At 44.0% G+C, this 23,900-nt stretch carries 24 protein-coding genes and 1 riboswitch; of the genes, 7 read left to right on the forward strand and 17 right to left on the reverse strand.

What is annotated here, in order from left to right; translation table 11 throughout:
- The first annotated feature begins 407 nt into the window (after positions 1-407).
- Positions 408-860, forward strand: a complete 453-nt coding sequence (locus tag AC3CH3_RS14685; RefSeq protein WP_019820522.1) for an RNA recognition motif domain-containing protein — start codon at positions 408-410, stop codon at positions 858-860.
- Here the strand turns inward: AC3CH3_RS14685 and murI are convergent.
- Genes murI through btuB form a run of 3 tightly spaced genes read right to left on the reverse strand, consistent with a single transcriptional unit; the run spans position 823 to position 4,239 of the window.
- Positions 823-1,629 (reverse strand): glutamate racemase, encoded by an 807-nt coding sequence (gene murI / locus AC3CH3_RS14690; protein ID WP_029405304.1) that lies wholly within the window; start codon positions 1,627-1,629, stop codon positions 823-825. The genes AC3CH3_RS14685 and murI overlap by 38 nt on opposite strands.
- Before the next feature lie 60 nt (positions 1,630-1,689).
- On the reverse strand, positions 1,690-2,355 hold the full coding sequence (locus tag AC3CH3_RS14695; RefSeq protein WP_488537390.1) for a Dph6-related ATP pyrophosphatase: 666 nt from the start codon (positions 2,353-2,355) through the stop codon (positions 1,690-1,692).
- Positions 2,356-2,403: 48 nt separating this feature from the next.
- Positions 2,404-4,239, reverse strand: coding sequence for a TonB-dependent vitamin B12 receptor (gene btuB, locus AC3CH3_RS14700; RefSeq protein WP_488537391.1), 1,836 nt, complete (start codon positions 4,237-4,239; stop codon positions 2,404-2,406).
- Between the two features lie 40 nt (positions 4,240-4,279).
- Positions 4,280-4,484: riboswitch (cobalamin riboswitch) on the reverse strand.
- A gap of 154 nt (positions 4,485-4,638) precedes the next feature.
- On the opposite strand from btuB, the gene trmA reads away from it, so the two are divergent.
- Positions 4,639-5,748, forward strand: a complete 1,110-nt coding sequence (trmA, locus tag AC3CH3_RS14705) for a tRNA (uridine(54)-C5)-methyltransferase TrmA (RefSeq protein WP_019820518.1) — start codon at positions 4,639-4,641, stop codon at positions 5,746-5,748.
- Positions 5,749-5,829: 81 nt separating this feature from the next.
- On the opposite strand, the gene AC3CH3_RS14710 is transcribed toward trmA, so the two are convergent.
- Both AC3CH3_RS14710 and fabR read right to left on the reverse strand, forming a co-directional pair.
- On the reverse strand, positions 5,830-6,201 hold the full coding sequence (locus AC3CH3_RS14710; RefSeq protein ID WP_004736696.1) for a YijD family membrane protein: 372 nt from the start codon (positions 6,199-6,201) through the stop codon (positions 5,830-5,832).
- Positions 6,201-6,842: an HTH-type transcriptional repressor FabR gene (gene fabR, locus AC3CH3_RS14715; protein WP_010438693.1), complete on the reverse strand. Its 642-nt coding sequence runs from the start codon at positions 6,840-6,842 to the stop codon at positions 6,201-6,203. The genes AC3CH3_RS14710 and fabR overlap by 1 nt, the downstream gene beginning before the upstream one ends.
- Positions 6,843-7,169: 327 nt before the next feature.
- On the opposite strand from fabR, the gene sthA reads away from it, so the two are divergent.
- Complete coding sequence (gene sthA, locus AC3CH3_RS14720) at positions 7,170-8,570, forward strand: Si-specific NAD(P)(+) transhydrogenase (protein WP_488537392.1); 1,401 nt, start codon at positions 7,170-7,172, stop codon at positions 8,568-8,570.
- 184 nt (positions 8,571-8,754) lie between these two features.
- On the opposite strand, the gene dinF is transcribed toward sthA, so the two are convergent.
- The 4 genes from dinF to AC3CH3_RS14740 all read right to left on the reverse strand — a co-directional run bounded on the left by dinF (position 8,755) and on the right by AC3CH3_RS14740 (position 12,281).
- Positions 8,755-10,110: an MATE family efflux transporter DinF gene (gene dinF / locus AC3CH3_RS14725; protein WP_488537393.1), complete on the reverse strand. Its 1,356-nt coding sequence runs from the start codon at positions 10,108-10,110 to the stop codon at positions 8,755-8,757.
- Between the two features lie 117 nt (positions 10,111-10,227).
- Positions 10,228-11,106 (reverse strand): class I SAM-dependent methyltransferase, encoded by an 879-nt coding sequence (locus AC3CH3_RS14730; RefSeq protein WP_488537394.1) that lies wholly within the window; start codon positions 11,104-11,106, stop codon positions 10,228-10,230.
- A 97-nt stretch (positions 11,107-11,203) separates the two neighbouring features.
- Entirely contained in the window at positions 11,204-11,824 is a 621-nt protein-coding gene (gene lexA, locus AC3CH3_RS14735; RefSeq protein WP_022570862.1) for a transcriptional repressor LexA, read from the reverse strand.
- A 94-nt stretch (positions 11,825-11,918) separates the two neighbouring features.
- Positions 11,919-12,281 (reverse strand): diacylglycerol kinase, encoded by a 363-nt coding sequence (locus tag AC3CH3_RS14740; RefSeq protein ID WP_010438699.1) that lies wholly within the window; start codon positions 12,279-12,281, stop codon positions 11,919-11,921.
- A gap of 220 nt (positions 12,282-12,501) precedes the next feature.
- Between AC3CH3_RS14740 and plsB the strand changes: the two genes are divergently transcribed.
- Positions 12,502-14,925, forward strand: coding sequence for a glycerol-3-phosphate 1-O-acyltransferase PlsB (gene plsB, locus AC3CH3_RS14745; protein ID WP_488537395.1), 2,424 nt, complete (start codon positions 12,502-12,504; stop codon positions 14,923-14,925).
- A 101-nt stretch (positions 14,926-15,026) separates the two neighbouring features.
- Here plsB and ubiA read toward each other — a convergent pair whose 3' ends face one another.
- On the reverse strand, positions 15,027-15,881 hold the full coding sequence (gene ubiA / locus AC3CH3_RS14750; RefSeq protein WP_048658874.1) for a 4-hydroxybenzoate octaprenyltransferase: 855 nt from the start codon (positions 15,879-15,881) through the stop codon (positions 15,027-15,029).
- Positions 15,882-16,421 carry a chorismate lyase gene (locus AC3CH3_RS14755; RefSeq protein ID WP_198928590.1) on the reverse strand — a complete coding sequence of 180 codons (540 nt, stop codon included), beginning with the start codon at positions 16,419-16,421 and terminating at the stop codon, positions 15,882-15,884.
- A 162-nt stretch (positions 16,422-16,583) separates the two neighbouring features.
- On the opposite strand from AC3CH3_RS14755, the gene AC3CH3_RS14760 reads away from it, so the two are divergent.
- Positions 16,584-16,991, forward strand: a complete 408-nt coding sequence (locus AC3CH3_RS14760) for a flagellar basal body-associated protein FliL (RefSeq protein WP_048610748.1) — start codon at positions 16,584-16,586, stop codon at positions 16,989-16,991.
- Between the two features lie 86 nt (positions 16,992-17,077).
- Here AC3CH3_RS14760 and glpG read toward each other — a convergent pair whose 3' ends face one another.
- From glpG to ftsY, 6 genes are all read right to left on the reverse strand, one after another.
- Complete coding sequence (gene glpG, locus AC3CH3_RS14765; RefSeq protein WP_146489780.1) at positions 17,078-17,920, reverse strand: rhomboid family intramembrane serine protease GlpG; 843 nt, start codon at positions 17,918-17,920, stop codon at positions 17,078-17,080.
- A 49-nt stretch (positions 17,921-17,969) separates the two neighbouring features.
- A complete protein-coding gene (gene glpE, locus AC3CH3_RS14770) occupies positions 17,970-18,290 on the reverse strand; it encodes a thiosulfate sulfurtransferase GlpE (RefSeq protein ID WP_488537396.1) in 321 nt (106 codons plus the stop codon).
- Positions 18,291-18,733: 443 nt separating this feature from the next.
- Positions 18,734-19,591: an RNA polymerase sigma factor RpoH gene (rpoH, locus tag AC3CH3_RS14775; RefSeq protein ID WP_017055518.1), complete on the reverse strand. Its 858-nt coding sequence runs from the start codon at positions 19,589-19,591 to the stop codon at positions 18,734-18,736.
- A 177-nt stretch (positions 19,592-19,768) separates the two neighbouring features.
- Positions 19,769-20,737 carry a permease-like cell division protein FtsX gene (ftsX, locus tag AC3CH3_RS14780; protein ID WP_017061038.1) on the reverse strand — a complete coding sequence of 323 codons (969 nt, stop codon included), beginning with the start codon at positions 20,735-20,737 and terminating at the stop codon, positions 19,769-19,771.
- Positions 20,724-21,401, reverse strand: coding sequence for a cell division ATP-binding protein FtsE (ftsE, locus tag AC3CH3_RS14785; protein ID WP_004736585.1), 678 nt, complete (start codon positions 21,399-21,401; stop codon positions 20,724-20,726). Before ftsE ends, ftsX begins: the two co-directional genes overlap by 14 nt.
- 77 nt (positions 21,402-21,478) lie before the next feature.
- A complete protein-coding gene (ftsY, locus tag AC3CH3_RS14790; RefSeq protein WP_488537397.1) occupies positions 21,479-22,711 on the reverse strand; it encodes a signal recognition particle-docking protein FtsY in 1,233 nt (410 codons plus the stop codon).
- A gap of 230 nt (positions 22,712-22,941) precedes the next feature.
- Between ftsY and rsmD the strand changes: the two genes are divergently transcribed.
- Both rsmD and AC3CH3_RS14800 read left to right on the forward strand, forming a co-directional pair.
- Positions 22,942-23,544 carry a 16S rRNA (guanine(966)-N(2))-methyltransferase RsmD gene (gene rsmD, locus AC3CH3_RS14795; RefSeq protein ID WP_017061036.1) on the forward strand — a complete coding sequence of 201 codons (603 nt, stop codon included), beginning with the start codon at positions 22,942-22,944 and terminating at the stop codon, positions 23,542-23,544.
- A 10-nt stretch (positions 23,545-23,554) separates the two neighbouring features.
- Positions 23,555-23,821, forward strand: a complete 267-nt coding sequence (locus AC3CH3_RS14800) for a DUF1145 domain-containing protein (protein WP_016784000.1) — start codon at positions 23,555-23,557, stop codon at positions 23,819-23,821.
- Positions 23,822-23,900 lie beyond the last annotated feature (79 nt).

The raw sequence follows: 23,900 nt of genomic DNA on the forward strand, positions 1-23,900 counted from the left end.
ACGAGTGCCCACACAGATTGATAGGTTTAAATTGTTAAAGAGCGCTAGCGTTTTGTGATTCACATCTCAGTCGCTAGGGGTGCGTACTATACCTGCACCACTTTGAGAGTCAAGGGTTATTTTCAAACTCTTTTTCCCTACCGATTTCGCTGTGTGACTTTCGTCTCACTCCGTGTCGGTGAGGCGGCATTATAGAGAGATTGAGATGGAGCACAAGGGCTTTTTGAAATAAAAGTTTTGTTCGCCTAAAAAGCCACCAGATCCGCATTTTTCGAATAAAAACTAAACATTTGAGACGTATCACAGCAATACATTGGAAAAATGGAAGCCATGAACGTAAGATTCATGTGTCTATTTTGTTAATGGTAGATGCGTCTATTTCGTTTATTAATATGTAGTATTCCGATATGAACTCAAAAAAATCGATGTTGTTAATTGTCGCACTGGCTGTATTAGGCGGCATTGTTTTCTCTCAGGTAGATATATCGCCTGCAATTACCTTTATCCTTGGTGTCTTGGCTTCCGCTTTTGTTGTTAACTTTTCAAGCACCGACTCAAAACCAGATTCAGAACCTAAGGCTTCAACCAAAACACTTTATGTGGGTAACCTTCCATACAAAGCGAACGAATCACATGTACGTGAATTATTCTCAGAGCATGGTGAAGTATTTGCAGTACGTTTAATGAAAGACAAACGTACTGGTAAAAGAAGAGGCTTTGGATTTGTTGTTATGGCAAGTAATGATGTGAATCATGCAATCTCTGCACTTAACGATAAAGATTACATGCAACGCACTTTAAAAGTACGTGTTGCAAATGATCCTAAACATCCTGAAGCGGACGAATCTGAACTGAGTTAAACCCTAACTGCTTTAACATACTATTTAGTGCACTTTCTTTTTTAGGAAGTGCACTACAAAAAACCTCACGCACTCCCCCTTCTTTATTAATGCTTTCCAAACCCAACAAATCTTGAACCCTTTTAGCTATCGCTTTACCAGAATCTATTAGCACTACACTTTCACCTAGTACTTGTTGAATCTCAAATTTGATCAGTGGGAAATGCGTACACCCTAATACGGCCACATCAATTGTGTTGATCATCGGTTGAAGGATTTGCTGTAACTCTTCAAGGCTAATCTCCTCACCTCTGAGTTTATCTTCGGCCATATCCACCAGCCGAGTAGAACCCAACAGCTCTACTCTTTTATTACTCGAGAAGTTTTTGATGAGATCGTGTGTGTATTCACGAGTAATCGTTGCGGGAGTCGCAATAAGGCCAACCGCTTTGTTAGCCAGTAACGAGGCAGGCTTGATTGCTGGGACAACACCGACAATAGGGATAAGGTTATTAGCGCGAAGTGTAGGCAGGACTATCGTACTGGCCGTATTACAAGCTATCACGACAATATCAATAGCGTGACTCGCAACAAAACTGGCGACGATATTTTGGACTCTCTGAATGAGGACTTGCTGATCGAGCTCGCCATATGGGTAAGCCTCGTTATCGAATACATAGATATAGTTGTGATTTGGTAGTAACTGGCTTATCTCTTTATATACAGAGAGACCGCCAACACCAGAATCAAAGACCAATATGTTTTTTTGTATGCTTTCCGACACAACCATTACCTGTAAGAAGTTCCGCAGCAATGATACCCCTTCACTTAGTTTTCGCCAATCATCACTCTACATAATGCAAGCTCGGTAGCGTTGATGCACAAAGCGCTCACCCTGCTCTGCATTTTCTAGCTCTATCTTAAGCTTTCCTTTAAAACATGGCGCTGACGTGACTAAGGTATGAAACTCACCATCTTCACCACATGGGTCGACGTGACTTGGTAAACTATCTATTAGTTCAGGCGTGTATTGTTGCCCACAATAGCCAACATCTAATGCCTCACTATCAACCGTGACGAGAAAGGTTTCGATTCCTCTATTTATGATTTCTTGAGCCAGCGCTTGGCTACTCTCTCCCAATAGAGGAAATACACACTCCCAACCCGCAGGTTCTATATAACTTCTTCGGTAATCAGCAATACCATTGCAAAACATATCGCCGAATGCCACGGCATCGATAAATAAACCAGATCCTTTAAGTGCCGTAACAATAGTACTTTGATAGATCTCATTACTTGGGAAGACTTCCGGCAGCTCAATCGTTATTAATGGCAAACCAATCAATGTTGCCTGCATTCCGACAACCTCGATTGGCGTTACTTGGAAAGGAACCTCATTTCCCACATACGTAGTATAGAGAGCAACAACTTCATACTCAGTGCTTTCAAGTAGACGTTCTAGGGTTAATGTAGAGTCTTTGCCTGATGACCAACTTATGACGACTTTCTTTTTCATTGATATACCCAATAAGAAAAAACCGCCCGAAGGCGGTTTAGGTGTTAATTAGAATTGGTAAGTAGCATTCATGTGATATGTACGCTCTGGTGATGGGTACCCACCAGCAGTCTCATACTCTTCGTCAGTTAAATTATCCACTCGACCATTTAAAGTTAGGTTTTCATTCGCATAGTAGTTCACTGAAACATCAAACAAACTATACGCTGCAAGACCTTCAGAGAAATCCGGTCTCTCACCGACATATTGGTAACCTAGCGAAACATCAACCTCATCGAAACTAGCCACTGCATTATACTTGTAAATCTTCTTAGCTCGGCGTATCAATTGCTCACCAGATTGATCTTCTGGGTCTTGGAAGTTAGTGCTCACTTGGTGATTAATAAAGCTAGTATCAAATCCAACGACCACTTCCACACCACGCAGTTGGCTTTCGCCACCGGTATTGTAGTACTTGCTTGTCGCGTAGTTGTAATCAATTAAGTCTTCAACATTCGTATCATAGCCAGTAATCGACCAATCAACATCTTTGATTAAGCCACCAAAAGTCAGCTCAAATGAATCTGCCTTTTCAGCTTCTAACTGTGCATTACCGTAGTAGCTATAAAGTTGATATAAGTTAGGTGCCTTGAATGATGTGCCATAAGCCGCTTTTACGAAAAGCCACTCAGCATAACGGTAGCCTAACCCGGTATTGTAAGTAGTCTCAGTACCAAACTGTTCATTATCATCAACACGAAGGCTAAGCTCACCAAACACTTTATCCGCATCTGCGTTTAATGCTGCGAAGTATGCAATATTCGTTCTATCGTATTCAGTATTCGAAGGCTTCACAATATAAGCCTCATCACGCCAATCTACACCGCCACTAAGAGTCAGTGCCGAAGTCAGTTTGTATGAATTCACCCATTGAACATTTAGCTGTTCGAGTTCATCAGATGTTGCTGACACCGAGTTTTTACCTAAGGACTGTTCGTAGTTCCAGTTATCTTGATTCTGATAGTTAACTAGGAAATCAGACTTAAGTTCACTGCCACTATATTTAACCCCAGCAGCAAAGGTAGAATTCTGAACTTCTGCCTCTTTGTAAGAGTGGATAGGTGCTCCCGTAATATAATCAACATACGAACCATCATATTGAGAGATAGTCTCGAACATTCGGAAGTTAGCAAAGCCACTCCATTGCTGATCAAAGTTATGAACATAACCAATTAGTGCGTTGCGCGATTCGAAACCATGGCGGTCACCATCATTTATTCCCGAGATTGGGTGAACGTTGTAACCCTCATCCGAATCGTAACCAACAGATACGTTTAAGTGACCATTTTCGCCAACTTTAGTACCGCTAACAAAACTTAACTCTTCATAATCACGGCTGCCTAATCCCGCACTCACTACCGTTTCTTCATTGTCAGAACTGGCAACTGTAATGATATTAATCACACCACCAATAGCCTCTGAACCATACATAGCAGCACGAGCGCCTCGTACATACTCGACTCGTTCAACAAATGTGATTGGCAGCTGGCTGAAATCGACACCACCTTTTGCAGCGCGAGCAAAACGAATGCCGTCAATTAACACAAGAACCTGATCAGAGTTAGCACCTCGAACAAAGATCGAAGCTTGCTGGCCTCTACCACCATTCTGTGTAACTTGAATACCCGTTAATCGTTTGAATACATCAGTTAGTGACTTAGCTTGAATACGAGCTATATCTTGACGTGTCACAACCTCAACTTGAGCGACAACACTTTCAGTGCTTTGCTCAAAACGGTTAGCCGTAACCACCATGGTTTCGTCGGCAGATGCTTGTTGGGCGTGTAAATTGGAGATAGGTGAAAGCAGCGATGCTACAGCAACCGCTAAAAGGGATTTGTTCATGTTGTGATCCTAAATCGCGTAAAGTCCTACCAAACCACATCTTATGGTTTGGCCGCTGGCAGGTATTCGGACTCAAGAGCACAACCTTTATGGTTACCTAATACTCGACTTCCCACAAAAAGCTATTTGCAGTGTCTTATGAATACTCGTTCTCTTTTACCGCTGCGCGTCAGTTCTGGATTTACACCAGATTCCCTCTTCAGCCATCTATACATCTAAATGACACCAGCTTGCCGAAGATAGTATTGACCTCTGAATCATTTGTCTAGTCTAAGATAGTTATAAGCTATAGTTTTCATGGCCTATTTACACTGAATGACTCTCAACACTGGACAAGCGCCTGTGATTGAATAAAATCTGCGCTCTTGATTTAAAAGCACGACAGCAAAAGGCATAACAATGGCGAATTTAGATGTAAACCCGCAACGCTACCAAGAACAACTGGCAGAAAAGACAGAGCGTCTTACTGAAATGTTCTCAGAATATAATGTGCCTGAGCTGGAAGTGTATGAATCTCCAGAACAACACTACCGCATGCGTGCTGAGTTCCGCGTGTGGCATGAAGGTGACGATATGTATTACGTCATGTTCAACCAAGAGACTAAAGAAAAATATCGCGTAGACCAGTTCCCTGCTGCTAGCCGTCTAATCAATGACTTGATGCCTCTATTAACGGATGCAATGAAGGACAACCACTCTCTACGCCACAAACTATTCCAAGTAGATTTCCTTTCTACATTAAGCGGCGAGATTTTGGTGTCACTACTTTACCACCGTCAATTAGGTGAACAGTGGATTCAAGATGCTAAAGTACTTAAGCAGCAATTAAACGATGAAGGTTTTAACCTAAACCTGATTGGTCGTGCGCGTAAGATGAAAATCGTACTGGACCGTGACTACGTTATTGAAAAGCTAGACGTGAATGGTGATAGCTACATCTACCAACAAGTAGAGAACAGCTTTACTCAACCAAACGGAAAAGTAGCAGAGAAAATGTTGGAATGGGCTGTCGACTGTACTCAAGACAGCAAAGGTGACTTGCTTGAGCTTTACTGTGGTAACGGTAACTTCTCATTAGCGCTGGCACAAAACTTCGAGCGTGTACTGGCAACAGAACTGGCGAAGCCGTCAGTGGAATCTGCGCAATACAACATCGCGGCGAACAACATTGAAAATGTTCAGATCATCCGTATGTCTGCAGAAGATTTTACCGTAGCAATGGAAGGCAAGCGTGAATTCCGTCGTCTACAGCAAGCGAACATCGATCTTAAGAGCTACAACTGTAACACTATCTTTGTTGATCCACCGCGTTCAGGTATGGATGTAGATACTTGTAAGATGGTTCAAGGCTACGAGCGTATCATGTACATCTCTTGTAACCCTGAAACGTTGAAAGAGAACCTAGAGATCCTAAGCGAAACACACAATATCACTCGTTTTGCTCTGTTTGACCAGTTCCCTTACACCCACCACATGGAAGCGGGTGTATTCTTAGAGCGCAAAGCATAAGTCTCGCTTTCTCGGCCTAAGACAAACAGCAAATACAAAAAAACGAGCCAATTGGCTCGTTTTTTTTATTTATAGATTGGTTTAAGCGGTTTTACCGATAAAGCCTAGCTTCTTACCTACCCAGGCTAAAAGCAGCATCGCGACAATAATCGCAAAGAAGTTTGAACCTGCATCAGGGTGTTGTGCTTTCACAAAAGCCGAGTGGCCAAATGCACCCACGAAGAAACAAGCTAGACCTACAAGTGGGATATCTTCAGATACTGGATTAGTTAGGTATTCTTGGTAAAGCGCTTGTACTGCCAAAACTAAAGCGATAAGCGGGAAAATAGAGAAGCCCACTTCGCTCATTGTTACCCAAGATAACAATGCATCACCACACACACCAGCTACAACAGCAAGTACGAGTGTCTTTCTTTCAGAACCACGGTTTACAGTATTATTTTCATTCGACATTATTCAATCCCGCCTTTTAATCGGTTACGTTCACGTTCTTTACGATACCAAAAAGCTCCTTTGGCCATCATTCGCAATTGCATGATCAAGCGTTCAGCCAATTCATCTCGCTGACGTCGATCTAAATCTAATGCTTCTGCCCCTGAGTTGAAGACTAAGATGACCGAGGCTTCAGCTTGAGTGAAAGCTTCGTCCCTTGTCATGCCAGTCGTTATCAAATATTCGGTTAACTCAGCAGAGAAGTGCTGTATCTCACGAGCTACCGCTGCACGAAACTCAAATGAAGTTCCTGAGCGCTCTCGCAATAACAGTCTGAATACGTTAGGGCTGCTTTCAATGAATTCCATAAAGGTTTCAACCGATGTGCGAATCACACTGCCTTCTTTTACTATGCGTTGCCTAGCTTGACGCATTAACTGGCGCAACAGTAAGCCACCTTCATCAACCATGGTTAAGCCAAGCTCATCCATGTCTTTGAAGTGACGATAAAAGGAAGTCGGTGCTATTCCAGCCTCACGAGCGACTTCTCTCAAGCTTAGATTGGAAAAACTACGATCGGCACTGAGCTGGCTAAATGCTGCATCGATTAAGCTGCGACGAGTTTTTTCTTTTTGCTGTGCGCGAATGCCCATTGGTTTCATACTTTATCAATTTCTTCTTTTACAGCCTAAACAGGCATGTCTAATACTCTGTTTAATATAACGCGAATCACTTATTTATATAAGGCACTCTGGTTATATAAGACACTAAACATACCTCTTTGTTCACGTACCGAAGTAAATACGTTCGCAGAAAAAATTTCAATCTCCACACTGTCATTTGGAGACATACGACATACCAAATATTATTTTTTCGATAACACTGCGTGATCCCACCGACTCTCTGATGCCCTTTTCATGTACCCAAGAACAGAATCAGTTAAAATCTCGCTAAAGCAATGTTAATCAAATATAACAAGGAAGATATCTATGCCACACTCCAACCACTTTGATGTAATCGTAATTGGTAGTGGCCCCGGAGGCGAAGGGGCAGCGATGGGATTAACCAAAGCCGGGTTGAACGTTGCAATCATTGAAAAAGAGAGCAGCGTTGGTGGTGGTTGTACTCACTGGGGAACCATTCCTTCAAAAGCACTGCGTCATGCCGTGAGTCGTATTATTGAATTCAACAGCAACCCGCTGTTTTGTCAAAACAACAAAAGCATTCACTCAACTTTCTCCAACATACTGGGTCATGCTAAATCAGTCATCGATAAGCAAACTCGACTGCGCCAAGGTTTCTACGATCGCAACCAATGCACACTGGTATTTGGTACTGCTCGTTTTATCGATACCAACACTATCTCTGTATTACAAAGCGATGGTACTGAAGAACATTACAGTGCAGACAAGTTTGTTATCGCAACAGGTTCACGTCCTTACCAGCCAGACAACGTCGACTTCCTACACGAACGAATCTACGACAGCGACTCGATTCTTTCTCTTAAACACGACCCGCAACACATCATCATCTATGGTGCTGGCGTTATTGGTTGTGAATATGCGTCGATTTTCCGCGGTTTGGGTGTAAAAACCGATCTTATCAATACTCGTGACCGCTTGTTGTCATTCCTAGACAATGAAACCTCAGATGCACTTTCTTATCACTTCTGGAACAGCGGTGTCGTGATTCGCAACGATGAAACCTTTGAGAAAATTGAAGGGACTGATGATGGCGTGATCATCCACCTAGAGTCAGGTAAAAAGATGCGTGCTGACTGCCTGCTCTATGCCAATGGCCGAACGGGTAATACCGACAAACTTAACCTTAGTGCTGTTGGCTTAGAAGCGGACTCTCGAGGTCAGGTATCAGTGAATACCAACTACCAAACTAGCGTTGATCACGTTTACGCGGTAGGTGATGTCATAGGCTACCCTAGCCTAGCAAGCGCGGCTTATGACCAAGGTCGATTTGTTGCCCAAGCAATTGTCAAAGGCGAAGCAGAAGGTCACCTAATTGAAGACATTCCAACAGGTATCTACACCATCCCTGAGATCAGCTCTGTAGGTAAAACAGAACAAGAACTTACCGCTGCAAAAGTACCGTATGAAGTAGGACGTTCTTCATTCAAGCACCTAGCTCGCGCTCAAATTGCGGGGAAAGATATTGGTAGCTTGAAGATTCTGTTCCATCGCGAAACCAAAGAGATTTTAGGTATCCACGTGTTTGGTGAGCGTGCAGCTGAAATCATTCATATCGGACAAGCGATTATGGAACAAAAAGGTGAAGCAAATACCATCGAGTACTTTGTGAATACGACCTTTAACTACCCAACCATGGCAGAAGCTTATCGTGTTGCAGCACTCAACGGTCTTAACCGTTTGTTCTAGATAAAGAACCGATAGGAGTATTTGACTACCCATAGGCCAAATACATAAACAGCAAGCCGCGCGCTTGCTGTTTTTATTTAAGACATTGAATAATAGGGCATTAGTAGCAATTAGATCATGATATTCTAAATACCTCTTTACCTGTACAACCTCATTTACCCTTCCATAAACAGAGTCCCAAGAGCTAAGCGAGAAACTCACCCTTCTTCCACTGAGAAACAAACAACACACCCAAGCCAACCCCGCGCATTGCCATAAAGCTCAGCATCGCTAGCCACAGTGCATGGTTCTCTAAACCTGATGCTAAGTAGAAAATCGCGAAGAAACTGCAGGTCGCAACAAACATACTATTGCGCATATCCTTGCCTTTAGTGGCCCCAACAAAAATACCATCCAACAAGAAGCACCACATAGACACCAATGGCATTGCGATTAACCACGGTAAATACACCTCGGCTTGGCTCTTCACGTCTGGGATTGTAGTGATCATATTAATTAAGCTCGAGCCAGCAATTGCGAATACTATGGTCAGTACCAAACAAATATTGAAGCTCCAGAAGAAAGTACCAATCAATGACTGGTTCAGTTCATCTTGGTCTTTCGCACCTATCGCCTTACCGACCATGGCTTCCATTGCATAGGCAAAACCATCCATCCCATAAGAGATGATCATCAAAAAACTCATCAACACTGCATTGGCCGCAACAACATCATCGCCAAAGCTTGCACCTTGGAAGGTCATGAAAGTGAAAGTCGCTTGTAGGCACAATGAACGAAGAAAGATATCGCGATTCAGTTTCACGAAACGACTCAAACCATGGCTGGTTTTCTTAAGCAGATCCCATGGCGATGGTAACTGCTTCTTCGCCCAGATTCGGTAAACACAAATCAAGCCAAATGTTAGACCGGCATAATCAGCCATTACAGATGCCAATGCTGCACCTTCCACTTGCCACCCTAAACCGATAACAAAAACGATATCCAAAACGATATTAGTGACATTGGTGATTATCACCATCCACATTGGCGCTTTGGCATTTTGAGTCCCGAGCAGCCAACCTAGAATCACAAAATTAGTCAGCGCAGCAGGCGCACTCCAAGCTCGGATTGAGAAGTATTGCTGACCATAGTGCTTAACTTGATCACTGGCGCTGCTCAATGAGAAAACTAAATCGGCGACTAGACTGTGTAAAAGCAAAAAGGCACCTGCAAACCCTAAAGCCATGGTCACGCCTTGCACAAAAACTAGGCCAAGTTGCTTACCATCATTCGCACCATAAGATTGTGCGGCTAGCCCTGTTGTCGACATACGCAGAAAACCAAGCAACCAAAAGGTCACGCTGATCATTGTGCCGCCCAGCGCCACACCACCTAAATACCAAGAATGCTCTAAGTGGCCGATAACCGCCGCATCGACTAAGCCCAGCAGTGGAACAGTAATATTAGAGAGAACCATCGGGATCGCGAGCAACAGCACTTTTTTGTGCATCGCCTGATTGGATAGCGTTTGAAAAATAATTTGGGGGTTAAATAGCTTCACGATCACCTCTTAGTTTAGAGGCGATAGTTTAACCTAGTGGGTGGGCTTTCACTATGTTGTGGAATTTTACTTATACCGATTGTGTACTCAGTTACTCGAAATGCAGAATCGCTAAGATTACCACTTAACGAGTACTAACTGCGGCGTTAAGCGCTTTTTGACCTGAGAGATTTTACAAAGAAGTCGCTGCCACAACTTCCAACGATTACATTGCTGTTCTAATGGTGAAAATGACTTAACCCATTGAGCCCATGGCAACCAATTGAGAACACTGTCTATTGGTGAAGATAACCCGTGAGCATACTTTCCTGAACCAAGCTTTTGCCCAAGAGCACTAGAGCTTTTATCTCCAGCTAACACTAAACACGCGTGTGCATGAGTAAAATAACGACTGAGAGACTGAATAAAGTGCGCGGTCTGTTGTTCATTGCAATCCAGCAGAGCATGTTCACACACCACCATCACTGAGGCTTGTTCTGGAATGTTAAGTTCATCCAACCAAGTTAGTTCATCAACAGAGCCACACTCCAAACGATAGCGTTCATTTTTGTGGAACAGGCGTTGGCGCCACACTAGGTTTTCCGTCACATCGAGCTCAACCCAATGGCAGCGTCCATTATCCAAACGGTAGAAACGGGTGTCGAGCCCTGCCCCAACATTGATGATCCAGGCATCTGGGTTGTGAGACAGAAATTGTTGAACTTGAGAGTCACAAAGTTGAGTCAGTGTTGCGTAGAGAAGTTGTTGCTGATCGAGCTCGCCAGTAAGACATTCAGGTGCGAGTTGGCAACGCTTGCAGGCTTGTGCTGCGATAGGGTCATAGACTAGGCCGTCATCGGCAAGGCTTTCTCGGCTGCGAAACCAAAGGTGTTGAACGAGATCCGTCGGAACTTGGAATTCCTGATGTGCAGACCCTTGATCAAAAGGAGCATTTTGAACAGAAGAGCGCGGCTTAGGAATAAGCGGCTTTATTTGAGGTTTGGTTGGATTCGGCATCATCATCTTCCTTGTATCTCGACAAAGAAGATGATAATGAATATCAATTACAATAACAAGTTATTGAGAATAAATATCAATAAGCTGTTTGTACAGATTACATCCAGTCTGTGTTCCGGATAATACCAACAGCCAGCCCTTCAATAGACAAGTGTTGAGATTCTAGATCGACATGGATTGGAGAAAATTCTTCATTTTCAGCGTGTAAGAGCACCGTTGAACCTTTACGTTCTAGGCGTTTTACCGTTACATCATCATCGACACGAGCCACGACAACCTGACCGTCGCGTACGTCTTGTGTTTTATGAACAGCCAGTAGATCACCATCCATAATACCGATGTTTTTCATACTTTCGCCATTTACACGAAGTAAGAAGTCAGCCTGAGGTTTAAACATACCTGGGTCTACTTGGTAATGCATTTCTACATGTTCTTGAGCCAGAATAGGCTCACCAGCGGCAACCTGACCGATTAATGGTAAACCTTGCTCTTCGTTTGCTGCATCTTCAAGCAAAATACGAATACCACGAGACGCACCCGGGATAATCTCTATCGCTTCTTTACGAGCAAGAGCTTTTAAATGTTCTTCTGCAGCATTAGCAGAGCGGAAGCCTAGTTCTCGTGCAATTTCTGCACGTGTCGGTGGCATACCGAAATCGTCAATCTTACTTTTGATAAGATCAAAAACTTGTTGTTGGCGCGGCGTTAACGGCTTCATGATTCACCTGTCTTTTTATACAGTTGACTGTGAGTATATCCAGTAACTGAACAAAAGCAAAGCAATTGGTTGTTTTTAGTTCATTTTTCAAGAATCACAAAAATAGGATCTCTAGCCACACGTAACCCGCTAGTATTAGACAGATGAGAACAGCCGCCGAGCCGACATCTTTCGCCATCCCAGAAAGCTCATGATGCTCACTACCGATTCGATCAACAACTGCTTCAATCGCGGTATTGATTAACTCGACAACCATCACTAACACAACAGCTGAGATCATCAAGATTCGCTCAACTTGGCTTACGTCCAAATAGAATGCCAACGGAATCAGTATTGCTGCCATGAACACTTCTTGCCGAAATGCAGCCTCGCTTTTAAACGAACTTGTGAGGCCTTGCCATGAAAAGCCTGCTGCTTTTATGATGCGTTTGAATCCGGTGTTTGATTTTTTGGTCATTTTTAACTCTATACTCAATCAGTCGATGAATGATTTTCCACAAACTTAACGGCAATATGACTATTTCCATTAAAAGGTTAGACCAGTTTCTGGTATTCTTGCATCGATTAAATTTACGCCTAGGCTTATCCCTATTTCATTCATAGGATTTATCCTTTTTATCAGAGAAATAGAGATACGCTTCAGCACATTGAAATAACTATTGAGGCAGTGAACCTATATGTCTTCTGGACAATCTTTTTCACGTTCATTAATGAAGCTACCTTTATCCGTATTGGTAAAGGGCACATCAATTCCTTCAAACCCTGTTGAGGATTTGAACATTGATTTGAGCAAACCGATTGTATACGCCTTACCGTTTCGCTCAAGTGTCGACATTCTTACATTGCAAAAACATGCACTTGAATTAGGTCTACCTGATCCATTAAGCAAGCTTGAAATCAACGGCAAATCACTGCAACGCTACGTTTTTATCTCTTCTCGCAAAACTCTGCTTCAAGACGATGATTATGTACCAAGCTCTTCAATTGAAGTGTTCTCTGAGTTGCTTTCACTGCATGCTGAAGACTCTGAGCTCGATGTTCAAGTTATCCCTGCCACTGTGCTTTGGGGACGTAAACCAGGTAAAGAGACTAACCAGAAACCTTACCTACAAGCAATGAATGGCTTAGAAAAATCAAAAGCGGTATTGCTCGCAGGTCGTGACTGTCTAGTTCGCTTTAGTCCTGTGGTATCTCTTCGCTACATGGCAAACTCACACGGTACCGACAGCACCATCGCGCACAAACTGGCGCGTGTAGCGCGTATCCACTTCTCTCGCCAAAAACTTGCTGCATCAGGCCCTAACCTTCCAAGCCGCCAAGCGCTGTTTGATCGCCTACTCAAATCAGAAGCGATCAAGAAAGCAATTGAAGACGAAGCACAAGCAAAGAACATCTCGATCGAGAAAGCGAGTAAAGAAGCCCAAGACATCATGGACGAGATTGCTGCAAACTTCTCTTACTCGCTGATCAAGCGTGGTGAGAAGATTCTTGGCTGGTTGTGGAATAAGCTGTACCAAGGCCTGCATATCAGCAACGCTTCAACGGTTCGTAAGTTGGCTCAAGATGGTCACGAAATTGTTTATGTGCCTTGCCACCGTAGCCACATGGACTACTTGCTGCTTTCTTATGTGCTTTACCACGAAGGCATGGTGCCTCCGCATATCGCTGCGGGTATCAATCTGAACTTCTTCCCTGCAGGTCCGATTTTCCGTCATGGCGGTGCGTTCTTTATTCGTCGTAGCTTTAAAGGTAACAAGCTGTACTCGACAATTTTCCGTGAATACCTAGCGGAATTATTCGCTAAAGGTTACTCAGTAGAGTACTTCAGTGAAGGTGGTCGCTCTCGTACAGGTCGTTTATTACAGGCGAAAACAGGCATGCTAGCGATGACAATCCAAGCAATGCTGCGCGGCATGAACCGTCCGGTGACTTTGGTTCCTGTGTACATCGGCTACGAGCACGTGATGGAAGTAGCGACTTACGCAAAAGAACTTCGTGGCAAGCGTAAAGAGAAAGAAAACGCGAGCTTAGTGATTCGTACCATTCGTAAGCTGCGTAACTTTGGTAAAGGCTACGTGAACTTCGGTGAGCCGATTCAACTGAACCAATACCTGAATGAACACTCACCTGAGTGGACCAAAGACATCGACCCAATGGGCACCAGTAAACCACAATGGATGAATCCAGTGGTTAATGACCTGGCGACCAAAATGATGACGCACATTAACGATGCCGCGGCGACCAACGCATTGACCCTTTGTGCAACCGCGCTATTGGCCTCAAGACAGCGCGCATTGTCTCGTGACTCTTTGGTTTCTCAGATCAATTGCTACCTGTCTCTGCTTAAGAACGTTCCATATTCAGCAACGTTCACTGTGCCAAAAGACAGCGCTGAAGATTTGGTAAAACATGCTGAATCACTGAACAAGTTCTTGATTGAATCAGACTCAATGGGCGACATCATTTCGCTAGACCGTCACCAGTCAATTCTGATGACCTACTACCGAAACAACATCATTCACTTGTTTGCTCTACCATCGCTAATTGCACAGATGACCATTCGTCAGCGCGGTTTATCGATTGACGCGATCCAAGAGAACGTTGCTGCTATCTACCCGTTCTTGAAGAAAGAGCTGTTCCTAAGCTACGACGAAGACAAGCTTGAAGACGTGGTTTCTAACATCATTGAAGAGCTGGTTAACCAAGGTATGCTTGTGGTTTCTGATAACGAAGTCACCATCAACCAATCAAACAGCCAAGCACTGATGCTGTTAGGTCGTACGATTTCAGAAACGCTACAACGCTACTCTATTGCTTTGAACCTGTTGGCAGAGAATCCTGATCTGGATAAATCCGATCTTGAACAGAAGAGCCAAGACATCGCACAGCGACTTGGTCGCCTACAAGGTATCAATGCACCAGAGTTCTTCGATAAAGGCGTGTTTGCGTCGATGTTCGCCACTCTGAAACAGCAGCAATATCTGGATAACGATGGTAACTGTGATTTAGAAAAGACTCAGCAATTCGCTAAGCTTCTCTACTCAATGCTTTACCCTGAAGTACGTTTGACGATTCAAGAGAGTATCCACCAAGCAGAGTAATCTCAGCTTGGGTCTCTTGAATAGCGAGACCAAACGCGATCAAAAAAGGCACCCAATGGGTGCCTTTTTCTTTAGCATTCGTTAACTCGAAAAGCTGATGCTTACCAGAAGGTAATAAACAAACCCACGGTCACTGCCATTCCAACATAATTGTTATTGAGAAAGGCTTGGAAACAAAGGTCTCGATCACGGTGGCGCATCAGGTGTTGTTGATACACAAACAAGCTTCCTGCTACCAATAATGCCCAATAGAAGGTATCACCTAGTTGGTAATGCATGCCTAACGCAATCAGCATCGCTAGGGTGACGAGTTGCAAAGAGCCCACAATCAGCTTATCGAAGCGACCAAATAAAATCGCCGTCGATTTAATACCAATCTTCAGGTCGTCATCTCGGTCAACCATCGCATATTGTGTGTCGTAAGCAATCGTCCACAACGCATTAATCACGAAGATAAACCACACAATACTTGGTAATTCATTCGTTTGTGCCGCCCAAGCCATTGGTATCGCCCAACTAAACGCTAAGCCGAGAAACAACTGTGGAAGATGGGTAAAGCGCTTCATGAAAGGATAAATGAACGCCAGACCCACACCAATAAATGAGAGCTTAATGGTCAGTGGATTCATGGTGAGTACCAGCAAAAATGACACCACGGCTAGTACTAAAAAGAGTAGAATCGCTTCCTTACTGGAGACCAAACCTGAAGGTAATGGACGCTGCTTGGTACGTTTAACATGACCATCGACTTTACGGTCAGCAAAGTCATTGATCACACAGCCAGCTGAGCGCATCAACACCACGCCGAGTACGAAAACAACCAAGACATCAAAATCAGGCATACCTTGTGCGGCGATAATCAGTGACCACAAGGTCGGCCAAAGGAGTAACAGGGTACCAATCGGGCGATTCATTCGCGTTAATTGCCAATACGCCTTCGCTTTGGTGGCAAGCATTTACACACTCTCCTTAGAGTAAATGGGTGATGTTGGTAAAAACAGTTCAGCCACAAGCATCGGTTTATGGTTCATCCATAATCGAGAACGACGTGCGAGTAATCGCTCATCGCCTGCGATAACCCAACCGACTTTCAGCGCATCTCGCTCCACGTTCTCAGCACTGAAAACGGTTAATCCAAGCGGGACATTACCTTGTTGAGAAAGGTCGGAATGCTGATCTTCTAGCGTAATTCGGGGAATCAAGGTTCGACCTAACACCCACGGTTCGCCATCACCCTTTAAAATCACTTTACGCAATAAGCAATCAAACGATGATAAAAGATCTTCCTCGTCTTGTTGTAGCCTTGAGCGTTCTACAACTTGATTATGAAGCAACTCAACAGATAGGTGCTGACAGCTCTTGCCCAACTTGCGGGAAAGAGAGCCTTGCTCCATCAGCCACTCTTTGGTGGTTTCATTAGGAAAATCAAATGTTTCTGTACTTTGCCAATCTACATTCATTAACGAATTAAGATACAGCGATATTGGCTGATTCATACTAGTATTCAATAGGTGACTTTACACGTACAATAAAGCTTCAACTTTCGAACAAAATTAAAGCGTTCTTCGAATTGTAAACGTATTTAGATTTAGACCGCTCATTGTAACAAGACTAATGCGTTTCGAATATCGCGAATAAACTAAAGAAAAGTCACAAATATGCACAAACGTTATGTAGCCCAAATATTTCTTGCGATTACCCTACTCTTTTCAGCATCAAGTTTCGCTGAAGAGGAGTCGGCAGCTAAACTCGCCTACTTCACGCTAGAGCCAGACCTGACCACCAATTTTTACACTAAAGGTAAAAAACTGGGCTACATTCAGGTTCGCCTCGACATCATGGTGGCAAATAGTAATGACTTGGCCGCTATTGAGCATCACCAACCACTGATTCGTGATGCAGTGATTGAATTACTTGGCAAACAAAACGAAGAAACCATTAAGTCTCTATCCGGCCGTGAAGACTTAAGAAAATCCTTAGTTGAGCACCTCAACAAGATTTTGCTTCCAGAGACAGGTAAAACCCTGATTGCTGACTTACTGTTTACCAAATACCTTTATCAGTAATGATGTAAAACGAATCCCAATAAAAAAGCGGCTCATCTGGCCGCTTTTTTATCTCTATCGTTTGCCTACTCACGAGAAGAGATGAGTTAGCTTCTTGCCGAGCTTGGTGCTTTCATCGCATCGATAAAGCCAATAATCACACCAGCGGCTAGGCCAGCTAAATGCGCAGTATTGGCGATAGCCATAAATGGCTGCATGTACCCAAGTACCAACCACACCAACATAAAGCCGACAATCTGTCTCGGGATACCTAAACCAAGTTGCGGCGCCTTCGCACCGACAACCCATAAGTAACCAACCAAGGCATACACAACACCAGACAAACCACCGAAGTTCGCCCCCTCAACCCAATACTGCCCAGCACCTGAAAGCGCAGAAGAGACAGCAAATATTTGTAGTAACTTAAGACCGCCTAACTTTTTCTCAATATCTCCACCCAGTTGCCACCACCACAAGATATTAAATGCGATGTGCATAACTGAGAAATGCAAAACAGCATGACTGAGCCAGCGCCACAATTGCCATTGCTGCCCATCAACCGCAGGGAAATGCAATGCGTTAAAAATCGCTTGCCCGAACCCTATCTGCTGCAAAGCAAAAATCACCACACACACCAACATGATACTCAGTGTCACTGGGCCAGCTTTGGCTTTTATCATGCCCATGAAGCTTGGCGTGTGATAATGAAAGTTGCTCTTTCTAGTCTCTGCCATATCCCAAGACGCCGCTTGATAACGCTTATGATTGGGTTCCGACAAAAAGCGGTTGAGCTCAGCTTCAGTTTCCACCTGAAATTGACCATCAATAAGCCAAAGAGCAAAACGCCCTTCTCCCTCAGGAGACATCTGAATAGGGATCTGACGAGACGCCATATAATCAATAAATGCTTGAGCAAGACGTGGATTGTCTAACACCATCAATCTAATCATTGTTACTTCCTATTCATACTATGAGAGATGCTTGAAGCGATAAAGGTAATTAACCAGCAATCACAGGAAGTTCAGCACGGTGCCAAGCTTCGAAACCGCCGTCTACACTATATACCTCTTCAAAGCCTTGGTTCACTAAATATTGTGCTGCACCTTGGCTACTAATACCGTGGTAGCACATCACCAAGATAGGTTGTTCGAACTCAACCTCATCCATGAACGACACCATTGTATCGTTAGTCAGGTGGTAAGCTGTTTGTGAGTGAGCAACCGCAAAAGATTGCGGGTCACGTATATCGACAAGTCGAGCTTCGCCTTGTTCGATGAGCGCTTGAGCGCCTTTAACATCGATATGTTTAAACTGGTCCATGACTTTCTCTTTTTATACTGATTTACTTTGCTGCCATTGTAACCTATCCCAAGGCTAACATTCACATCCACTTAATAAGGTTATCCACCAGCGATCACTTTTACACCATTTGTGGATAAATCTGTGAATTGCGTGAATAAAGTGCCTTTTCAAAAATAGATCCACAATATGTAGTAATGATCCTGATCTAACTGTGGGTTAACTGAAACATATCCCCACTCGAAAAAACCCGTCAAAGCCTTACTACACCCTGCTTTTAGACAGCTGGCGAATAAACTTCTCACAGAGTTATCCACAAAATCATTTTGCAAATTTCGATCGCAAAAGTTGAGAAATCGATCCAAAACAAAAAGGCCGAGATCTCTCGATCTCGGCCTTTTCAAAATTCAGCTATTTGTTAGCTCTACTATTAGAAGGTAGAAGCTAATAGAAACTAGATGCTATTAGAAATCACCAACGGCTTGTTTCAATTTCTTCATCGCATTCTTTTCTAACTGGCGAACACGCTCAGCAGAGATACTGTAGGTATCCGCTAAGTCTTGCAGTGTTGCCTTGTTGTCGTCTAACCAACGTGAGCGAACAATGTGTTGGCTACGCTCGTCTAAGCTTGCTAGTGCTAGCCCTAGGCGATTATTGGTGTGTGACTCCCAGTTAGCCGCTTCAACCGTCTCAGCAACGTCTGACGCTTTGTCTTCTAGGTAGTAAACTGGAGCAGTGTAAGCAGAACCGCCATCGTCATCGTCCATAGGCGCTTCAAACGTCGCATCTTGTGCCGCTAAGCGAGATTCCATCTCACGAACTTCTGAAGGCTCAACACCCAGTTCACGAGCAACCGTCTCAACTTCACCGTTATTGAACCAACCTAAACGCTTTTTAGACTTACGAAGGTTAAAGAACAGTTTACGTTGTGCCTTAGTGGTCGCAATTTTAACGATACGCCAGTTACGTAGAACGTATTCATGGATTTCAGCTTTGATCCAGTGAACAGCAAACGAGACGAGACGAACACCAACTTCTGGATTGAAGCGCTTAACAGCCTTCATCAAGCCAATGTTACCTTCTTGGACGAGATCAGCCATTGGTAGCCCGTAGCCAGAGTAGCCTCTTGCAACGTGCACCACGAATCTTAGGTGGGAAAGGATCAAGCCTTTCGCAGCGTCGATCTCACCTTTGTAATGTAATCGCTCTGCAAGTCCACGTTCCTCTTCAGGAGTCAGCATAGGGTAGCTGTTCGCTGAGCGGATATAGCTATCTAAACTATCTTGTGTGACTAAAGCCATTTGATACGCTTGGTTTGCCATTCGGTTCCTCATCAATCTCTGATCTGGAGTAATACATCTATTAAAACCCGACAATCTTGAACCTAAAATGAACAGGTTTCAAGGAGGGGGAAGTAATTATGCATAATCAATTCGTCTATACAAGGCAAAAACTGGTTAAGAACTGCCTATTTTTCGTATAAATATGACTCTATTCACCTAAACTGGTTCAATTTCTTTTAGGTGACGCTGTGCAGAAAGCTTCGCAGCCACACTACCAAGCAGGGTTCCGACGATCAAAAGCAGTAAAGATTCATCCCAACTCAGGCCAATTAAACGGAAGTGGCTGTCGTATAGCTGAGCCAAGTCATCCACTGCGCTGTTCAGCAATACGGTAATCAATGCCGTCATTACCCAAGCGCTAATCGAACCCAAAACGCCAAACCACATCCCAGCATAAAGGTATGGTCGAAGAATGTAGCTGTCGGTAGCACCAATCAGCTTCATGGTTTGAATCTCTTCTTTATGCGCCAACACATTAAATCGTAGTGTATTGCCGATAATCAGAAATACCGCGCCCAACATCAATACCGTTAAGGTAATCACGATGACCGCTGCTAATGCTTTGATCGCATCTAATCGCGCTAACCAATCTTCGTCTAGGCGAACATCGGTCACTAATTCTTGTTGTTTAACTGTGCCTGCCAGTTCTTTGATTAGGGTATCGCTGTGTACGCTTGGCGTAATCACCAGCACCCCTGGCAGTGAGTAATCGTCGAGAATGGTTAGGGCGTCTTCAAAACCAGAATATTGGCTGAGGTCTGCAAGTCCTTGCTGCGGAGAAATGTACTCCACTAGCTCAACTTGATCCCAACTTTCGATTTCATCCTTAAGCACCATTACTCGTGGCTCAGGAATACCATCCTCTACATAAGCACTTATTTGTGACGGGCTAGTGACATCTTGTGCTACTTCACCCACATTTTTACCCAATAGGTACAAACAAGCAGGCATCGCCAACGCCATAGAGATCACCGCAAGGGTCAGCAAGTTGCCTAACGGGCGCTGCCACATTTGCGAGAACGATGACTTGGCTTGTTTCCAGTGAACAACAAAGAAGCCGTCGCTTGAAGCGCGGTTTGCTGCTCGATTAGATTGAGGTTTTTTGATGCGCTTATTCGCGGCCATAGTCTTCAACCTCACTCAAAAACCCTTGGTTTAATTCAAGATGGCGGTACTGAGGGCGAGTGTTCACTAACCCGATGTCGTGCGTCGCTAGGATGATCGTCACACCCGCACGGTTGAACTCTTCAAATAATCGCAATACACGGTTAGATAATTCAGGGTCTAGGTTACCAGTAGGCTCATCGGCTAAAAGCAGAGTTGGGCGGTTAACCACGGCGCGAGCAATACCCACGCGTTGTTGTTCACCACCCGAAAGTTGGCTTGGCAAGCAACGGGCTTTATCTAATAAACCGGTTTTATCCAACGCAGCACTGACTCGGCGTTTTATTTCGTTTTCAGAAATAGATTCAATACGCATAGGCAGAGCGACGTTATCGAAAATCGAACGGTCCATCAGCAGGCGATGGTCTTGAAAAACAATCCCAATATTACGGCGTAAGAAAGGAATGTCTTTGGCTGGGATACGAGTGATATCGTGATCGTTGAACCAGACGCGTCCATCGGTTGGACGCTCTATCGCGCAGATCAACTTCAGCAAGGTACTTTTACCAGCACCGGAGTGCCCGCCTAAAAATGCCATCTCTCCACGTTTGAGGTGAAAGTCCACTTTTTGGAGCGCTTGGCGTCCGCCTCGGTAGGCTTTACTCACTTGCTGAAATTTGATCACCGAAAATTCCTCTTACGATCACTAATATCAAATTTAAAACGGTAGCAGGTTAAGGATAAACCACTTTGCTACTCGCGTTACTCTTCGCGGCTAAATAGCGCTTCAATAAAGTCTTTTGACTCGAATGGACGTAAGTCGTCAATGCCTTCACCAACACCAATGTAGCGAATTGGAATCTGGAACTGGTCTGCAATTGAGAAAATCACACCACCTTTCGCCGTACCGTCAAGTTTAGTTAGCGTAATACCCGTTACCGGTGCAACTTCACTGAATAGTTTTGCTTGGCTGATAGCGTTCTGACCTGTACCTGCGTCAAGCGTTAGCATGATTTCGTGCGGTGCAGAGTCATCAATCTTCTTCATTACGCGAACAATCTTGCGTAACTCTTCCATTAGGTTGCTCTTGTTCTGCAAACGACCGGCTGTATCGGCAATCACTACGTCAACGCCACGTGCTTTCGCCGCTTCAATTGCATCGTAGATAACTGACGCACTGTCCGCACCTGTGTGCTGAGCGATAACTGGCACATCGTTACGCTGACCCCAAACCTGAAGCTGTTCAACGGCTGCTGCACGGAAGGTATCACCCGCTGCTAGCATCACTTTCTTACCTTCATTTTGGAATTGTTTCGCCAACTTACCGATCGTAGTTGTCTTACCGACACCGTTCACACCCACCATTAAGATAACGTAAGGTGTTTTAGTGGTATCAACAACCAGTGGCTGTTCCACTTGGCTTAAGATGTCTGCCATCTCTTCTTTGAGCAGACCATAAAGTGCTTCACCGTCTTTTAGGTCATTGCGAGATGCTTTTTCTGTCAGGTTTTCAATGATCTTAACGGTGGTATTCATACCGACGTCAGCGATCAGAAGTTGCTCTTCTAGCTCTTCAAACAGATCTTCATCGATTTGCTTGCCTTTGAACAGACCAAAGAAACCCGCACCGATGTTTGCTTTAGTGCGGCTTAGGCTGCGCTTAAGGCGAGCAAAGAAGCTTTCTGTCGGCTTTTCTTGAACTTCTTCAACCTTAGCTGGAGAAGCAATCACTTCTTCCTGTTCTGCTTCTGCTTCTGCTTCTGCTTCTGCTGCGACAGGTTGCTGCTCTTGTTGAGCTTCTTCAAGCGCTTGCTCAGGTTCAGTTGGCTTAGCTTGTTCAGCTTCAGTCGCGACCTGTTCAGCCTCAACTTGTGATTCAACTTCAGTTTGATCTTCAACGCTTTCTACGTTCGCTTCATTCTGAGTTTTTGGGCTTTGTTCTTCTTCACCAAAACCAAGCCACGATAATAATCCGCGCTTCTTTTTTTCCGTCATCAGAGGAGTTTCCTAGATCTACTAATTAGCTGTATTGACTTAATACACGTCGACTCTTTGCTATTGTTATACAATACAAGCTTGTACAAACGAATAGTAAAGAAAAATGACAAAGCAGTGATAAGTTTGCTTTTAGCTTGATACACTTTGTCATTGCAAATTTATTTAATACACGAACCCACTTAAATTGGGCTCGGTATAGTATCACTTTATTAGCGGTCAAAAAATCTATGGTAAGACGTCGCCAGCAAAACACATCACAAAAAAAGCCATCCGGAGGCTTTGTTCGAATTATTAGTGGCTCATGGAGAGGTAGAAAGCTGCCTGTTCATGATTTAGAAGGATTACGCCCAACCATTGACCGAGTAAAAGAAACACTCTTTAACTGGGTGGCTCAAGATATCCCACATTCAACTTGCTTGGATGTATTTGCCGGTTCTGGCGGTCTAGGTTTTGAAGCCGCTTCTCGCCAAGCAAAAATGGTGACACTGCTCGAAATGAATCAAAAGGCGGCTAAACAGCTTTCTGATAACGCGAAAGAGCTCAAAGCAGACAACATCAATGTCGTGAATACTGATGCTATCTCTTTCCTTAAAAAGCCAGGTACGCCTTACGATATGGTTTTCCTTGATCCACCATTTCGCAAAGGCTTACTTGCAGAAACAGTACAACTGCTTGAGAGTAACGGTTGGCTTGCAGACAATGCCATCATTTACGTCGAGACAGAGAAAGAACTGAAACTCGAAGCTATGCCAGAGAACTGGGAATTGCATCGCGATAAGACCACCGGACAGTCAAGCTACCGACTGTTCAATCGAATCACTGAAGAATAGGAGTTATTGAATGAAGTTCTTGCTTCCACTAGCAAAAGCAGCCATCGCCTTTGTTTGGTTTATCTTAATCGTAAATATTTTCTACCCGTTTCCGGGTAATGCTGCGATTGCGCTTTATATCATGACAGCATTCTTGTTCTTCATGCACGGCCTGCAGATGCTGATTTTCATCGGTGCATTCGGCGATAAGATCGAGATGTCACGTTGGGAGAAGTGGTCAATATTGATTTTCGGTGTCTTCGCCTTACTCGATATCCGACGCAAACACATGATGTAATCGAGCTTAAGCCCAGATATAAAAAGCTTAGCTACAAAAAACATCATGACAGAAACAGTAGAGACAAAAACGCCGCTCA

The organism is Vibrio sp. QJM3NY_35, from assembly GCF_057785915.1.

Coding starts and splice junctions, on each gene's coding strand:
- AC3CH3_RS14685 (WP_019820522.1), top strand. CDS start 408: ATGAACTCAAAAAAATCGATGTTGTTAATTGTCGCACTGGCTGTATTA.
- murI (WP_029405304.1), bottom strand. CDS start 1,629: ATGGTTGTGTCGGAAAGCATACAAAAAAACATATTGGTCTTTGATTCT.
- AC3CH3_RS14695 (WP_488537390.1), bottom strand. CDS start 2,355: ATGAAAAAGAAAGTCGTCATAAGTTGGTCATCAGGCAAAGACTCTACA.
- btuB (WP_488537391.1), bottom strand. CDS start 4,239: ATGAACAAATCCCTTTTAGCGGTTGCTGTAGCATCGCTGCTTTCACCT.
- trmA (WP_019820518.1), top strand. CDS start 4,639: ATGGCGAATTTAGATGTAAACCCGCAACGCTACCAAGAACAACTGGCA.
- AC3CH3_RS14710 (WP_004736696.1), bottom strand. CDS start 6,201: ATGTCGAATGAAAATAATACTGTAAACCGTGGTTCTGAAAGAAAGACA.
- fabR (WP_010438693.1), bottom strand. CDS start 6,842: ATGAAACCAATGGGCATTCGCGCACAGCAAAAAGAAAAAACTCGTCGC.
- sthA (WP_488537392.1), top strand. CDS start 7,170: ATGCCACACTCCAACCACTTTGATGTAATCGTAATTGGTAGTGGCCCC.
- AC3CH3_RS14730 (WP_488537394.1), bottom strand. CDS start 11,106: ATGCCGAATCCAACCAAACCTCAAATAAAGCCGCTTATTCCTAAGCCG.
- lexA (WP_022570862.1), bottom strand. CDS start 11,824: ATGAAGCCGTTAACGCCGCGCCAACAACAAGTTTTTGATCTTATCAAA.
- AC3CH3_RS14740 (WP_010438699.1), bottom strand. CDS start 12,281: ATGACCAAAAAATCAAACACCGGATTCAAACGCATCATAAAAGCAGCA.
- plsB (WP_488537395.1), top strand. CDS start 12,502: ATGTCTTCTGGACAATCTTTTTCACGTTCATTAATGAAGCTACCTTTA.
- ubiA (WP_048658874.1), bottom strand. CDS start 15,881: ATGCTTGCCACCAAAGCGAAGGCGTATTGGCAATTAACGCGAATGAAT.
- AC3CH3_RS14755 (WP_198928590.1), bottom strand. CDS start 16,421: ATGAATCAGCCAATATCGCTGTATCTTAATTCGTTAATGAATGTAGAT.
- AC3CH3_RS14760 (WP_048610748.1), top strand. CDS start 16,584: ATGCACAAACGTTATGTAGCCCAAATATTTCTTGCGATTACCCTACTC.
- glpG (WP_146489780.1), bottom strand. CDS start 17,920: ATGATTAGATTGATGGTGTTAGACAATCCACGTCTTGCTCAAGCATTT.
- glpE (WP_488537396.1), bottom strand. CDS start 18,290: ATGGACCAGTTTAAACATATCGATGTTAAAGGCGCTCAAGCGCTCATC.
- rpoH (WP_017055518.1), bottom strand. CDS start 19,591: ATGGCAAACCAAGCGTATCAAATGGCTTTAGTCACACAAGATAGTTTA.
- ftsX (WP_017061038.1), bottom strand. CDS start 20,737: ATGGCCGCGAATAAGCGCATCAAAAAACCTCAATCTAATCGAGCAGCA.
- ftsY (WP_488537397.1), bottom strand. CDS start 22,711: ATGACGGAAAAAAAGAAGCGCGGATTATTATCGTGGCTTGGTTTTGGT.
- rsmD (WP_017061036.1), top strand. CDS start 22,942: ATGGTAAGACGTCGCCAGCAAAACACATCACAAAAAAAGCCATCCGGA.
- AC3CH3_RS14800 (WP_016784000.1), top strand. CDS start 23,555: ATGAAGTTCTTGCTTCCACTAGCAAAAGCAGCCATCGCCTTTGTTTGG.